The sequence below is a fragment of the Polaribacter atrinae genome (assembly GCF_038023995.1).
Taxonomy (GTDB): domain Bacteria; phylum Bacteroidota; class Bacteroidia; order Flavobacteriales; family Flavobacteriaceae; genus Polaribacter; species Polaribacter atrinae.
In genome coordinates this window covers 480,132-494,271 of sequence record NZ_CP150660.1, presented here as the reverse complement: position 1 = coordinate 494,271, position 14,140 = coordinate 480,132, and the positions used below count along the sequence as shown (strand labels likewise).

General features: G+C 30.3%; 15 protein-coding genes. 5 read left to right on the top strand and 10 right to left on the bottom strand.

Annotated features, from left to right (window positions below; translation table 11 throughout):
- Positions 1-8 precede the first annotated feature (8 nt).
- The 3 genes from WG945_RS02240 to WG945_RS02230 all read right to left on the bottom strand — a co-directional run bounded on the left by WG945_RS02240 (position 9) and on the right by WG945_RS02230 (position 3,926).
- Positions 9-1,340 (bottom strand): TolC family protein, encoded by a 1,332-nt coding sequence (locus tag WG945_RS02240; RefSeq protein ID WP_068452659.1) that lies wholly within the window; start codon positions 1,338-1,340, stop codon positions 9-11.
- Positions 1,341-2,039: 699 nt separating this feature from the next.
- Positions 2,040-2,816, bottom strand: coding sequence for a patatin-like phospholipase family protein (locus WG945_RS02235; protein WP_068452656.1), 777 nt, complete (start codon positions 2,814-2,816; stop codon positions 2,040-2,042).
- A gap of 102 nt (positions 2,817-2,918) precedes the next feature.
- Positions 2,919-3,926, bottom strand: a complete 1,008-nt coding sequence (locus WG945_RS02230) for an LLM class flavin-dependent oxidoreductase (RefSeq protein ID WP_068452652.1) — start codon at positions 3,924-3,926, stop codon at positions 2,919-2,921.
- Between the two features lie 152 nt (positions 3,927-4,078).
- Here WG945_RS02230 and WG945_RS02225 point away from each other — a divergent pair, with 152 nt between their 5' ends.
- On the top strand, positions 4,079-4,516 hold the full coding sequence (locus WG945_RS02225) for a TlpA family protein disulfide reductase (protein ID WP_068452649.1): 438 nt from the start codon (positions 4,079-4,081) through the stop codon (positions 4,514-4,516).
- Between the two features lie 64 nt (positions 4,517-4,580).
- Here WG945_RS02225 and WG945_RS02220 read toward each other — a convergent pair whose 3' ends face one another.
- The 7 genes from WG945_RS02220 to WG945_RS02190 form a co-directional block, all read right to left on the bottom strand.
- Entirely contained in the window at positions 4,581-5,855 is a 1,275-nt protein-coding gene (locus tag WG945_RS02220; RefSeq protein ID WP_068452646.1) for a porin, read from the bottom strand.
- Positions 5,856-6,124: 269 nt separating this feature from the next.
- On the bottom strand, positions 6,125-6,514 hold the full coding sequence (locus WG945_RS02215; RefSeq protein ID WP_068452643.1) for a group III truncated hemoglobin: 390 nt from the start codon (positions 6,512-6,514) through the stop codon (positions 6,125-6,127).
- A gap of 65 nt (positions 6,515-6,579) precedes the next feature.
- The gene (locus WG945_RS02210) at positions 6,580-8,799 is read right to left on the bottom strand and encodes a nitric-oxide reductase large subunit (RefSeq protein WP_068452640.1); all 2,220 of its coding nucleotides are present in this window, start codon (positions 8,797-8,799) and stop codon (positions 6,580-6,582) included.
- 21 nt (positions 8,800-8,820) lie between these two features.
- On the bottom strand, positions 8,821-9,156 hold the full coding sequence (locus WG945_RS02205; RefSeq protein WP_068452637.1) for a cupin domain-containing protein: 336 nt from the start codon (positions 9,154-9,156) through the stop codon (positions 8,821-8,823).
- A gap of 60 nt (positions 9,157-9,216) precedes the next feature.
- Entirely contained in the window at positions 9,217-9,648 is a 432-nt protein-coding gene (locus WG945_RS02200; protein WP_068452635.1) for an RrF2 family transcriptional regulator, read from the bottom strand.
- A 201-nt stretch (positions 9,649-9,849) separates the two neighbouring features.
- Positions 9,850-10,659, bottom strand: a complete 810-nt coding sequence (locus WG945_RS02195; RefSeq protein ID WP_068452632.1) for a universal stress protein — start codon at positions 10,657-10,659, stop codon at positions 9,850-9,852.
- A gap of 127 nt (positions 10,660-10,786) precedes the next feature.
- Complete coding sequence (locus tag WG945_RS02190) at positions 10,787-11,689, bottom strand: helix-turn-helix domain-containing protein (protein ID WP_068452629.1); 903 nt, start codon at positions 11,687-11,689, stop codon at positions 10,787-10,789.
- A 181-nt stretch (positions 11,690-11,870) separates the two neighbouring features.
- Between WG945_RS02190 and WG945_RS02185 the strand changes: the two genes are divergently transcribed.
- From WG945_RS02185 to WG945_RS02170, 4 genes are read left to right on the top strand one after another with little or no spacing between them, the layout of a single operon-like run.
- On the top strand, positions 11,871-12,239 hold the full coding sequence (locus tag WG945_RS02185) for a DoxX family protein (protein WP_068452626.1): 369 nt from the start codon (positions 11,871-11,873) through the stop codon (positions 12,237-12,239).
- On the top strand, positions 12,239-12,823 hold the full coding sequence (locus tag WG945_RS02180; RefSeq protein ID WP_068452623.1) for a TetR/AcrR family transcriptional regulator: 585 nt from the start codon (positions 12,239-12,241) through the stop codon (positions 12,821-12,823). Before WG945_RS02185 ends, WG945_RS02180 begins: the two co-directional genes overlap by 1 nt.
- Before the next feature lies 1 nt (position 12,824).
- Positions 12,825-13,490, top strand: coding sequence for an NAD(P)H-binding protein (locus WG945_RS02175; RefSeq protein WP_068452620.1), 666 nt, complete (start codon positions 12,825-12,827; stop codon positions 13,488-13,490).
- Between the two features lie 10 nt (positions 13,491-13,500).
- Positions 13,501-14,133, top strand: coding sequence for a nitroreductase family protein (locus tag WG945_RS02170; protein ID WP_068452617.1), 633 nt, complete (start codon positions 13,501-13,503; stop codon positions 14,131-14,133).
- The last annotated feature ends 7 nt before the right edge of the window (positions 14,134-14,140 follow it).

The window sequence follows — 14,140 nt, the reverse complement described above, 5'->3', positions numbered from 1 at the left end:
TTCTTGTTTTAAAGTTTGATATCGTTTCCTTGGTAAAATTGTAATAATTGATGGTATAAAATATTTAAGTATTTAGATTGTAAATAGTTTTGTTGTGCATTGGTAAAGGTGTTTTGACTAATCACTAAATCTGAAGTACTTAAAGCACCTAATTCGTATTTTTTTTGTGATAGTTTATAAGATTGTTCAGCTGCTACTTTAGAAGCTTCTGCGGCAATTACTTGCTCTTGCGCAGACAATGCATTTTGATATGCTGTTTCTACTTTTCTGTACACTTCTTTTTCTGTAGATAACTTTTGTATTTCTGCTTTTTCTATGTTGATGGTTGCCGTTTGTACCGCACTTTTAGTTTGATTTCTATTAAAAATCGGAATCGTTAATGACAACCCTAATTTCTGATTGAAATTGACATCAAACTGATCTGAAAAATTATTATCGTTGATACTTGTATATCCAGAACCTAAACTTCCTGATAAGGCCAGTGTTGGTAAAAACCCTCCTTTTGCAATGTCTAATTGTTTTTTATTCGCTTCAATAGTTAGATTGCTAGATTGTATTTCTGGTAAAATCCCCAATGCTTTTTCATACACATCTGCTTTGTTTAATTCTATATTTACCAAATCCATGTTTTCATCAATAGTTTCAATTTCTATATCTTGAATTGGTGATAATTCTAGTAATTGTTTTAAAGCAATAATGTATTGTTGATAGTTGTTTTTAGCAGCAATAACATTGTATTTATTTGTAGCAGCCTGACTTTGAGCTTCGGTATAATCGCTTAACGCAATGTTTCCGGCATCTAAACGTGACTTTGCTCTTAACACTTCTGTTTCTGAAGCCAACAAGTTATTTTCTGCAGTAACAATACTCTCTTTGCTATACAATGTTTGTAAATACGTTTCTAAAATATTTAATACAATATTGTTTTCTGCTACTTCTGCTTCAAATACACTTTGGTTAAATAAAATCTTATTTTGTGCTATTTGATTGGTTATTTGATTTCCTTGAAACAACGTCATAGAAGTATTGATACCTACATTTGTACTATGTATTTGATCTGTTACATAACTACTTGTAATTGGGTCAATAGTATTTCCGTTAGAAAAACTTTGCGATGCATTTCCAAATAAATTTGGTAATCGAGAAGATTTTGCTTGGTTATAATCTATCTCTGCAATGTTTTTATTTAGTACAGCGTCTTTTACTGTAATGTTGTTTTCTAAAGCATAATCAATACAATCTTGTAAAGACCATACTTTTGTTGCCGAATTTGTAGATACTTCTTGTGCAAAAGAAAACTGCACAAATAGTAAGCTTGCTACGAGTATATATAATTTCATTTTATCAGTGTTTTAAATTAACACTTCAAAGATGAAACTATATACCATCTTATAAGAACGGAATAGACGTTTGGTGGAATTGACTATACGAAAGCCGTTTTTTTATGGATGGGAATTTTATGGTTTGTTCTATGAAAATAACTTTTTATACTAAAAGGTCTTCTTTAAGTATTAATTAAATTGACGGTAAGTAGCGGGAATTCAGTTAGAAGAACTAAAAGGTAAGACGCTAACAACTCCTTTAAAAATTATATTCATTGTTCTTTTCCATTGATGAAAAGAACCAAAAATCTAGACTTCTGATAATTTTATTGAATTCTACAAGATACTACACTACCATGTTCTGACCGCAAAAGCACTTTGGACACTTGCCGCTCCATATCTTTTGAATTGCTACTAAAATTATAATATGTCGGGGTTCAGATTGCTACTGAGTAAACTAAAGATTACTTTGCATGCAATAATCTTAAAGCTAAACTTAAAAAACTCCTTTAAAAACTATTTTCATTATTCTTTTCCATTGATGAAAAGAACCAAAAATCTAGACTTCTGATAATTTTATTGAATTCTACAAGATACTACACTAACATGTCCAGACCGCAAAAGCTCTTTGGACACTTGCCGCTCCATATCTTTTGAATTGCTACTAAAATTATAATATGTCGAGGTTGAGATTGCTACTAAGTAAAAGAGAATAAATTAAACCCCATCCAAATACAATTTACAAATAGTATAGATTTTCTCTGAATCTTTATTATCCAATCCAGAATACTCAGACAACGGAAAACTAACCGTCATTTTTGTGGCTGCAAACTTAAAACTTTCTGCAGCATGTGCTTTTAAATAGGTTGCATGTGCAATTACCTTAAAAGTAGAATTTAATTGTAAAGGAGTTTTAGTGGCAGGCTCCGCAACATAACTGCCTACAATGGGTAATCCTGATTTTAGAAAGGGTTTAATTGGAAAATTATCTAAAATTCCGCCATCGGAATACAACGTTTTATTGATGATAATCGGAGTAAAAATACCAGGAATAGCACAAGAAGCCAACAATGGTTTTAATAATTTACCTTTACTAAAATAACGTACTTTGCCATTTTGCATGTTAGAGGCAGTAATATAAATAGGAATCTCTAAGTCGCTAAATTTATCTTTTATTTTATTTTCTATAATCGTTTTGAATAAGAAAGTATCAAAAAGACCTGCTTTTGTAATGCTAAAAAATGAAAATTTAAAAAGACTCGTTCTTTTAAAGATCTCTAAAATTTCTTGCGTAGAAATACCAGAAGCATATAAAGAGGCCACCAAAGCGCCTCCACTACTTCCAGAAATAGCATTTATTTGTAAACCCAACTCTTCTATTTTTTCAATCAAAGCCAAATGTGCAGCACATTTTATGCCTCCTCCAGATAACACTAAGTTTATAGGAATGTTTACATTTAATTTAGAAAGTTGGTCACTGTAATTTTTAAGCACTCGATTATTTTTTAATAGCTAAAACAGAAGTACTTGCAGACTTCAAGAATATGAGTAAATATACTTCATAAATACTTCTGAAGCTACTTTATTATTACGCAATTATGAATTTAATTCTTTCATTATTTCTGCAAACAACTCATAAGAGCGAATTCTATCTTTAATGCCATAAATATTAGTTACTGCAATTAATTCATCTGCCCCAGTTTGTTCTAAAAACTCTTTTACTTGTGCTTTTACGGTTGCTTTACTTCCTATAAAAGAATACTTCAACATTTGATGCACTTGCGGGTTTTGTAATATCTCTTTATAGTATTCTGTCATGGCAGTTGGTGGTTGCACAAAATCTCGTTTACCCGTAAACAAACCAACAATCATTCTAATTAATGAGGTTGATAAATTGGCAGCCTCTTCATCGGTATCTGCAATAATAATATTTACACCTACAATGGTATACGGTTTTTGTAAAACATCCGAAGGTTTAAATTCTTTACGATAAATGGCCAAAGCATCCCATAAATGGGTGGTTGCAAAATGACTTGCAAATGCATAAGGCAATCCTTTTTTGGCAGCTAAATGTGCACTATCCGTACTAGAACCTAAAATATAAAGCGGCACGTCTACTCCTTCTGCAACGGTAGCTCTTACTTTAGCATGTTCATTTTCTACAGAAAAATAGGTTTGAATCTTTTCTATTTCATTCGGAAAAGATTGCGCAGCTTCCATAAAATCTGAACGGATGGCTTGTGCAGTTTCTCTGTCCGTTCCTGGTGCTCTTCCCAAACCTAAATCTATTCTATTCGGATATAAAGAACCTAAGGTTCCAAATTGTTCTGCAACAATTAAAGGCGAATGATTGGGTAACATAATTCCGCCAGAACCAATACGAAGCGTTTTGGTACCTTGTGCAGCATACCCAATTAAAATAGAAGTAGCAATACTACCTATATTTGTAGAATTATGATGTTCTGCTAACCAATACCGTGTGTACCCAAATGTTTCGGCATTTTGTGCCAATGCTAACACATTGTTAAAGGTTTCTTTTAATGTATGGTCTTTAGAAACTAATGCAAGGTCTAAAATGGAATAAGCGGTATTTTCAGTTTTCATAATATGTATAATCAATAATTATATTAGAAATATAAAGTCGTTTTTACTGCCACAAAATTACAGAAATTAGTCCGTTTTTAAGGTAATGTTTTGTTAATATAAACGACGAAACACTAAATTTGTAAAGAGTATTAAAAACAAAGATATTAATAATGAATACTACCATACAATCCATTCCCGTTTTAGATTTAGATGGCATTTCTGTAGATTTAATGACAGCTTATAAAAGTAAAGTTTTACTATTGATTTTTTACAACAATGATTGTTTGGGGTGTACAGGACGTGCTATTCCGTTGGCTTATGATTTTCAACAGAAATATCCCTCAATTCAAGTGGCTGGTATTCATGCCGATTTTATAAATAGAGAAGGAACAAAAGCCAATATTAAAAGTATTTTTACCAGTGGCGAAAATCCATTTCCTATTTATATTGATAAAAACCACAAAGTTTACGATCAATTTAAAGCAGAAGGAACTCCGCAATGGGTATTGATATCAGAAAAAGGAGAATTGTTTCGTTCTATTTTTGGATCACAAGACAATGCAGCTAATAGATTGTTTTATGCTTTAGAAAGTTTGGTTGATGGGTAAAAAAGTAAGTTTTTAATGATTTAAAAACTTCAGATTTGATCTTTGTAAACGATTATTTCTTTTTTTAATTAATTGTAATTTGATATTGTAATACAGCCATTCCTTTGCGTTCATCAACTTTAAGTTGATTATTTATATTTTGAAACACAGGTCTGTTTTGGTAGCTTAAAGTCAATTTATTATCGTGTCCTTTAAAAAAACAATTTACACCTAAATCATATACAATCATTTTATCGTCTAATGCGTCAAAATCTGAATATTGAATAGCAATATTAGGTTGTAATTGGTAACTTTTTTTCCCTCTAGCAAGAACATATCCTAATTGAAAAAAGGTAGTGTTTCCGGTTCCCATCATTGGAAAATCATTACCACTTCCGTTAAAAGAAGTTCCTCCGGAAGTAATATCATTGGCTCCCACATTTCTAACATAATTAGGACCAAAATCATTATGGTTATAGCCTAAATACGTGGTAATTGCAGTTCCTTTTTCTTTATTTAATGGAGCATCATAAAATACATCTACTGCCCAATTTTTAAAATTGTAATATTTTTCTACACCATTAACCAACTGTGAGGTCATTTTAGGCTGATTCATAAAACCTGCACCTAAGTTTAAAATATTCTTTGTCCCCATATAAGTCCCTGCGCCTCCACTATAAGCAGATTTGTTGCTCTCATTATCTAAAAACTCATATTTTACATAACCAGATATTCTTTTTCGAGGTTTATTTATAGCATAATCTACTTTTCCTTCTGTGGCTGTAACACCAAATTGTGATGGGTTTTTTAAAGATAAAATATAATCGAACTTATGTACTTGCCCTTTTGCCCAAATACCTAAAGAACGAGCTACATCATCATTTTTATTAACGGTTAATAATGAAAATAAAGGGGCATCTAAAGACATTAATGTTGCGCTACTTCTAACATTCCATCTATTTAATCCTTCCCAACCAGATTCTCCAAAACCTAAAGAAAATTCTTTAGCAAACTCATACTCTGCATATAAATCTAACATGCCAAACTGAAAATCTTTTTCTGTTTTACTATTTAAGTTATTTCCACCAAATAGAGAATATGCATACAATTTTGGCGTTAATTGTGCTGAAATACCCATTCTTACTCTTCTTAAAGAAACGTCAAATACATTATTTGCTATTTCATTATTGATCGTAGTGCCTGGGTTGGTATCAAAATATCTAGCCCATAATTGCATTCTAAGAGAAGCTTTTACATACGTTTTGCCAGTATCATCTAAATTTAACTTTAGTTTATTGCTTTGTGCATGGCTAAAACTTGATAATAATGTTAAAATAAAAAGAAGTCTTATTACTTTCATAATTGGTTTTAATAATTGTTTGATGCAATTAATATTCAAACACTTTACAAGCAGCAAAACTATATAAATTCTAAAATAGACTTACTGACATTTGTCACTTAATTACTTTTTTGAAAAAGGTCTCACTTTATTAAAATTTAAAGTCCATCATAATTAAATATTATCAAAGATAAAAATAACCATGAATTTCAGTTTTTGAACTTACATCATGATTATATCAATATACAACAGAAGTATTAGTGATTAACCGCTTTTAACTGCAAAAGAGATTACACTTCTCTACTTTTCCAAACATTCAAATACTGACCTGTCGCCATTCTTCTAGACGCATCTTTGGCTCTTTGTGCTAAACTACCTATAAATAAAGAATCAATTGTTTGAAACCAAAGTTGTAACCATTGTCCAAAATGGACTTGATCCATGGTGTGATTTAAATATTTATCTACTTTTAAATGTGCTTTTGTAGGACTTCCTTTAAAACAAACATCTCCTAATAAAGCCGTCACCCAAAAATCGGTTAATTTTTCTAAATGAGGTGGCCATTGTTCTTTAGATAAATGTGCATTAAAAATTGGTCCTAAAAGATCGTCTTTTCTAATTTTATCATAAAAAGTGATGACCAATAAATGAATATCTGCTCTGTTTTCTATTTCTTTCATGGTATTAAAAATGAAATCAGCACAAGCCTAAAATAGACTTGTGCTGATTATATGTATATTTAAACTTAATTTTTCTTTTTGATGCAATAAATAGTTTCTTGTATGGTAAACCAACAAAAGTAAAAGATACCAACAGAGAAAATTACATCGCCAATAACACGCATCCATTTTAAGGTTTGCACCGTTGGAGAGTATAATAATTCTGCATCTCTAGCAAAAGAATATCCTTTTGTAATTGAAGTATATGCTTGTATAATTCCTACCGGCAACATACTTAAAAACACCATGGCAACTAGACCTATATTCAATAACCAAAAAGCTCTTTTTAGTTTTACAGAACTCCAAACTCTGTCTGAATAAAATCGCAAACATATAATAATGAATCCCATACCTAACAAACCATACACACCAAATAAAGCCGTATGTGCATGCACTGCGGTAGTATTTAAACCTTGAATATAATACAATGCAATTGGTGGGTTAATTAAGAAACCGAATACTCCTGCCCCAACCATGTTCCAAAATGCCACTGCGATAAAGAAAAATATTGGCCACTTGTATTTTTGCATCCATTCTTTTGATTTTAAAAGGTTCCAATTCTCACGAATTTCAAAGCCCATTAAAGTTAACGGTACAACTTCTAAAGCACTAAATGTTGCTCCCAAAGCGATTGCTTGGACTGGAGTACCTGAATAATATAAATGATGTAAGGTTCCAATAATTCCTCCTGCCAAAAAGATGGTTGCAGAAGCTATAGAGGCTTTTCCTGCTGTTTTTGCTGATAAAATTTTCATTCTTAAGAAAATAAAAGCGATAATAACTGTTGCAAAAACTTCAAAGAAACCTTCTACCCAAAGGTGTACCAGCCACCATCTCCAATAATTAATTACAGGTAAACTACTGTTTTCTCCGTACATTAATCCCGAGAAGAAGAACATACCAATGGCAATTACAGATATTAAAAGAATGATTAATAAGTGTTTAGAATCATCATTTTTCTTAATAGCAAACACCACGTGTCTACCTACCATAAGTACCCATAATACTAAACCGATTCCTAAGAATATTTGCCAGAACCTACCTAAATCCATGTATTCATAACCTTGATGCCCAAAGAAGAAATTGGTCGTTAAATCTAAAAATTGATGTACACCTAACCACTCACCCATCATAGAACCTAATACAATAATTATTAAGGCGATAAAAAGAAAATTCGTTCCAAATACTTGATACTTCATTTCTTTACCACTAATCATTGGTGCTAAAAATAGTCCTGTTGCTAACCATGTAGCCGCAATCCAAAATACAGCCAATTGTGTATGCCAAGTTCTGGTAATAGAATATGGTAAAACACTTGATAAATCTAAACCAAAAAAGGCTTGTCCTTCTACCGTATAATGCACCGTTAAAGCACCTAAAACTACTTGTAAAGCTATTAGCAATGAAATAACTATAAAATACTTTAAGACCGATTTTTGAGATTTTGTTAGCACCAAAGCATCTAATGGATCTTTATCTGGATGAATAACTGCGTCTCCTTTTTCATGGTTTAATATATAATAATAACTTAATCCTCCTATAAATAATAATAAAAGTATAATAGAAAATCCTGACCAAATTTGAGAATCTGGTGTAATAGTATTGTCTATTAAAGGTTCATGTGGCCAGTTAGACGTATACGTATAATCAAGATCTGGTCTGTTGGTACTTGCTGCCCAAGAAGTCCAGAATAGAAAGGCATTTAATTGTGCTAATTTTTCGGTATCTACCAATGCTCCCTTAGGAATTGCATACTTTTCATATCCATTAAAAAAAATGTCTGTATAATGCTTATAATTTTCTAAGATAGCTGTATATCGATCTTTAGAAATAGTAATACTTCCTGTTTTAGCATCATACGTATTCGTTTTAATATGCTTAATTAAACGTGCTTTTAAAGCTGCTTTATTTTCTACGTCTAAATTCTCATAAGTTGAATTAAAATCTTTTTTTGCCCAAGCATTCAACATGAATACGGCTTCTTTATGAATCCAATCTGCAGACCAATCTGGTGCAACATAACTACCATGTCCCCAAATAGAACCTACTTCCATTCCTCCAATTGATTCCCAAACATTCTGACCTATTTGTATATCTGCTTTTGTTAGAAAAACTTCTCCGGTTTCTTTAATTATAACCGTTTCTGGTATGGGCGGTTGTGTTTGATATACTTCTGTACCTACCCAAATAAGTGCTATAAAGGAAAGTATTACTACGCTGGAAAATGCGATCCAAACTTTTTTCATGTTGTTGTTCTTTTTAATAAATTATACTACGTCTTTTACTCTTTGTACACTGTCTGCTATAGAAACTGTAAGTCTAATGATACAATCTTCTGTACAGTATAAATCGTGAGGAACATTTGCGTCTAACGCAATTAAATCTCCTTTTTTTAATTCTTGTTTTTCTCCTTCTACCCCAAAATCTATCGCTCCTTCAAATAGTTCTATCACAATAGGAAATGGCGCTTTGTGTTCTTTCATTTGTTGCCCTTTTTTCATCAGGATTCTTATTTCTTTTGTAGTTGCTGTTTTAATTAATACGGTTACTGAGGGTTTATCTTCTCCGTAAATTAAATTTTCTGTTATTGATGCTTTTTTCATTTTATTTGAGTTTGATTAAAAGTATTAAAAGATATTTATATCCTTTAATTAGTTAAATTTTTAGCGTTTTAATATCAAGTTTTTTAAATTCATATCATTTATAAGAGATTTTATAGAAGTATTTTCTAACATATTTTTTAAGTTTTCACGAATATCTACAAACTTAAAATGAAGCGGACAAGGAGAATTTGCGTCACATTGTTTTAATCCTAAACCACAACCCTTGTATATAGAATCACCATCTAAAATACTAACTATTTCACTTAAATTAGTGTCCATTTTATCTTCTTCTATTGTAAAACCACCATAAGGACCTTTTACAGAAGTAATAATATTATTTCTTTTTAATTGTTGTAAAATTTTAGCTGTAAATGCTTGTGGTGAGTTTATTTCTTCTGATATTAGACTCATTCTTACTTTATTGCCATTGGCGCTTTCTTGCGCAATAAACAACACTGCTCTTAGACCATATTCACAAGTTTTAGAAAACATATTATTTCTTATTTTAATACCGCAAATATATAGTATATTTTATAAAGGACAAATTTATCCCTTATAAAATGTTTATATAAGTATTTTCTCTCTTTTGATAAAAAAAACATATCACTAATACATACAAAATCTTGTATTATTACTAGTGTAACAATACAAGATTTAGAATAATAAACTCAATTAAAAAAATGATTAGTGGCTTTATGATTCAATAGGAATTGATAGCAACGGAATATTTTGACCAGAAGCCATCACCCTTGTTTTACTTTTATGTACAATAGACTCCCAAAAACCATACTTTTTTGGCATCATAACCAAAAGTTCTGAATTTGATTTTTTAATTTCATCTTCTATTGCATCAATGACAGAATTTGATTTTACATTTTTATAAAAATGTGTTACATCTTCTAACTCTTTATCTAAAGTGTTTGTTGTATCTGTCTGCAATTCTTCTATTTTTTGATCTACATAAAAAACAGTAACAGTAGCTTTTAAGTTTAAAGCTACTTGACGGAGTTTGGCCAATGTTTTTAAAGGAATATCTTGTAATAAATCACAAGCAAATAATATTTGTTTCACTTCCTTAAATTTAGCTTCTATAGGAATTGCTAATACAGGAAATTCCTTCATACTAATTACACTTGTTGTAGGATTTCCTATTAAGTTTTGTTCTATTGATTTAGGAGACATACCAATTACTAAAAAACGTGCTTTATGTTCTTTCATAAGAAGATCTACTTCTTCTCCTAAATTAGAATACGTACTTTTATAAGTGACTTTAATTTGGAATTTTTCACTTAAATGTGCAGCAGTTTTTTTTAATTTTACTTTATTTTTTTCAAACAAACTATCTAAAGAGATTGCAGATAATCTGCTATTTGCAGCATGAACAGGTAATTTAAATGCATGAAAAAGTACAAGTTCAGTTTGAAATTGTTTTGTTAATCCTGCTGCATATAAAACAGCATTTTCAGAAAGTTTAGAAAAATTGGTTGCTACTATAATACTCATAACTTTAATGTATATGGTTGTTATTCTCAAAGGTAAAAAAGATTCAGTAGTAAAAGGTAGTCAAAAAAGGGGATGTATTGGTCTAAAACACGTTTTTATAGAAGTTTAACAATTCTTTTGCTATAAATTATTTTGATCTGTTTTTGAATTTAGAAGGAGAAAGACCTGTTTTTTTCTTAAAAAATTTACCAAAAAAAGAGGGATCGCTAAACTTTAAATCATTGGCTATTTGAGAAATACTCAGTAATGGATTACTTAATAATAATTTAGCTTCCATAATTACAGCATCATCAATTAATTGTCCTGCAGTTTTTCCTGATACTTCTTTTAATACTTTAGATAAGTGTCCAGGTGTTAAAAACATGCTATCTGCATAGAATTTTACAGAACGCTCATTTTTAAAATGGTTATTTAATTTCTTAAAAAAACGAAGTGTTATTTCTTGTTGCCTAGATAAATGAGCATCTAAATTAGGATGTTCTCTTTTAAAAATGGCTCCATAATGATATAGCAACAAACCAAAAGAATGCATAATAATTTCATCTCTAAAAGGCATATCAGAAGTTTCTGCATCGTTATTTTGGGCCAATAGTTTAGAGAGTAATACAGAAGTTTCTTGTTCTTCTGCATCCAATTTTAATTTGGGATAACTATTTGCTGTTAAAAAATCTATACCATCAAATTCATTTTTATTTAAAAGTATTTTAAAAATAAAATCTAATGTAAAACTAACTCCTATAATTTCTAAATCAGTGCTAGTTTCAATTATTTGTACAACCGTTTGTGGTTTAATAATAATCATCTCACTAGCGTGTAATGTTTGTGTAATTAAGTTTAACTGTACTTTAAAACGTCCTTTAACAATCAATAAAAAAGTATAATTACCTGCTCTAAATGGGGCTATAAACGGAGTTTCATCAAAATTATTTTTAGACAAATGGATATGCAAATCACTATTTTTTTGTGGTTTGTCTCCAAGAAGATCAACAATATCGTTGATCGTATAATTTTTAATAAAAGAGGTTTGCACTATAGAAATCTATAAATTATATATCAAAGATACCAATTTATGATTTTATCAATCCATTTATTACATACCCTCTTGTAAATTACATGGTATCATTTATTCTTATAATAGTATAAATATAAATAAGTGTTAAAAGAGAATGAACATTCATTTTTTACATACCTTTGTAGTCTAAAACAAAGTAATGAAACATTTTTGGAACCTATTACGCATCTTATTCGCATTGTTTATGATAAATGCAGGAGTACAACATTTTATGAAACCAGAGTTCTTTTCAGTTTTTGTACCAGCTTTTTTGCCGTTTAAGAGTTTTATAATTTATGCATCGGGAATCGTAGAAATATTATTAGGAGCTCTTTTAATCATACCAAAATATAAAAATTTGGCTGCAACGGGTATCTTAATTTTAATGATTTTGTTTTTACCTATTCATATTTGGGATGTATTTTCTGACACTCCCGCTATTGGTAGTCATAAAGCAGCATATATAAGATTACCATTGCAATTTGTTTTAATTGCTTTGGCATATAAATTTCAGAAAAAAAACAAGTAATGGCAAAACTTCAAAAAAGTATCGATAAAAGAAACGCATTGATTAAAGCAACTATTGAGTTGGTAAACAACAATGGTTTTCATGCAACGCCAATGAGTAAAATTGCAAAAATGGCAAATGTTTCTCCGGCTACCATTTACTTGTATTTTGAAAACAAGCAAGATTTAGTAAACAAAACCTATATAGAAGTAAAAGCAAGATATACAGATTATGCCTTTGAAACTTATGATGCAAATATGTCTATTGAAGATGGTTTTAAATTAATTTGGAATCGCATTGCAAACTTTAAATTGAAAGAATGTAAAAATGCCATGTTTTTAGCACAATGTGATAATACGCCAATGATTGATGAACCAAGTAGACAAGAGAGCATTAAACATTTACAGCCCCTACTCGATCTTTGGATAAAAGGAAAAAAAGAAGGAATTATAAAACCGATGTCAGAATACTTATTGTATGCATACGCTATAAATCCTTTATCATTTTTAATGATGGCAGAAAAAAGAGGTTCTTTTAAATTAGACGAGACTCATTTAGAAGAAGCGTATCAATCTGCTTGGAACAGTATAAAAGTTTGTAAATAAAATGAAAAAAACGGCTATAATATTAGGTGCAACTGGTTTAACAGGAAATAGTATTCTTCAAAAATTAATTGAAGATGAAAGATACGAAAGTATAAAACTTTTTTCTCGTTCTAAAATAGAAGGGTTACCTAAAAAGGTGCATCAATTTATAGGTGATGTTTTAAAACTAGAACAATTTAAAGACGATTTTACAGCAGATGAAGTGTATTGTTGTATTGGTACTACGGCTAAGAAAACACCAGATAAAACGCTTTATAAAAAAATAGATTTTGGAATTCCTGTAGCTGCGGCAAAATTAGCTAAAGAAAACAACATTTCTACTTTTTTAGTGATTTCTGCCATGGGAGCTGATAAAAACAGTTCTGTTTTTTATAACAAAACAAAAGGAGAAATGGAACAAGGTGTTTTACATCAAGATATAAAAAACACCTTTATTTTAAGACCATCTTTAATTGATGGAGAACGAAAAGAGCAACGGTTCTTAGAAAAAATAGGTTTAGTGGTTTTTAAAATCATTCAGCCTTTATTTATAGGAAAACTAAAAAATTACAAAATAATAAACGCTAAAAGTATTGCAAAAGCAATGATCATTTTAGCAAACAAGAAGAGTAGTACCGAGGTAATTATAACCTCAAACGATATAAAACAAATTTCAATAAACAATTAAAATTAAACAGATGGAATTATTAGATAAATTAAACTGGAGATATGCTGTTAAAGCAATGAATGGAGAGAAAGTTTCTGAAGATAAAATAGAACGTATCTTAGAAGCTGCACGTTTATCGCCAACATCAAGTGGGTTACAACCTTTTGAGATTTACGTAATTAAAAATCAAGATATTAAAGAAAAAATTAAATCAGTAGCTTGGAATCAATCTGTAATTACAGACTGTTCTCACCTACTTGTTTTTGCTGCATGGGACACTTATACTGTAGATCGTATTAATTATATGTTCGATTTAACAAACGAAATTCGTGGTTTTAAAAACGAAGGTTGGGAAGATTACCGTCAAATGTTATTAGGTATGTATCCTCAAAAAGACGCTGAAGAAAACTTTAATCATGCTGCAAAACAAGCATATATTGCTTTTGCAAACGCTATTACAGCTGCTGCTTATGAAGGTGTAGATGCAACTCCATTAGAAGGTTTTGACGCAAATGCAGTAGATGAAATTTTAGGCTTACGTGAAAAAGGTTTACGTAGTGCAGTTTTATTACCAATTGGTTATAGAGCAGAAGATAAAGATTGGTTGGTTAACTTAGTAAAAGTTAGAAAACCTATGACAGATTTAGTAACCGTAATAGAATAAAAAAGAA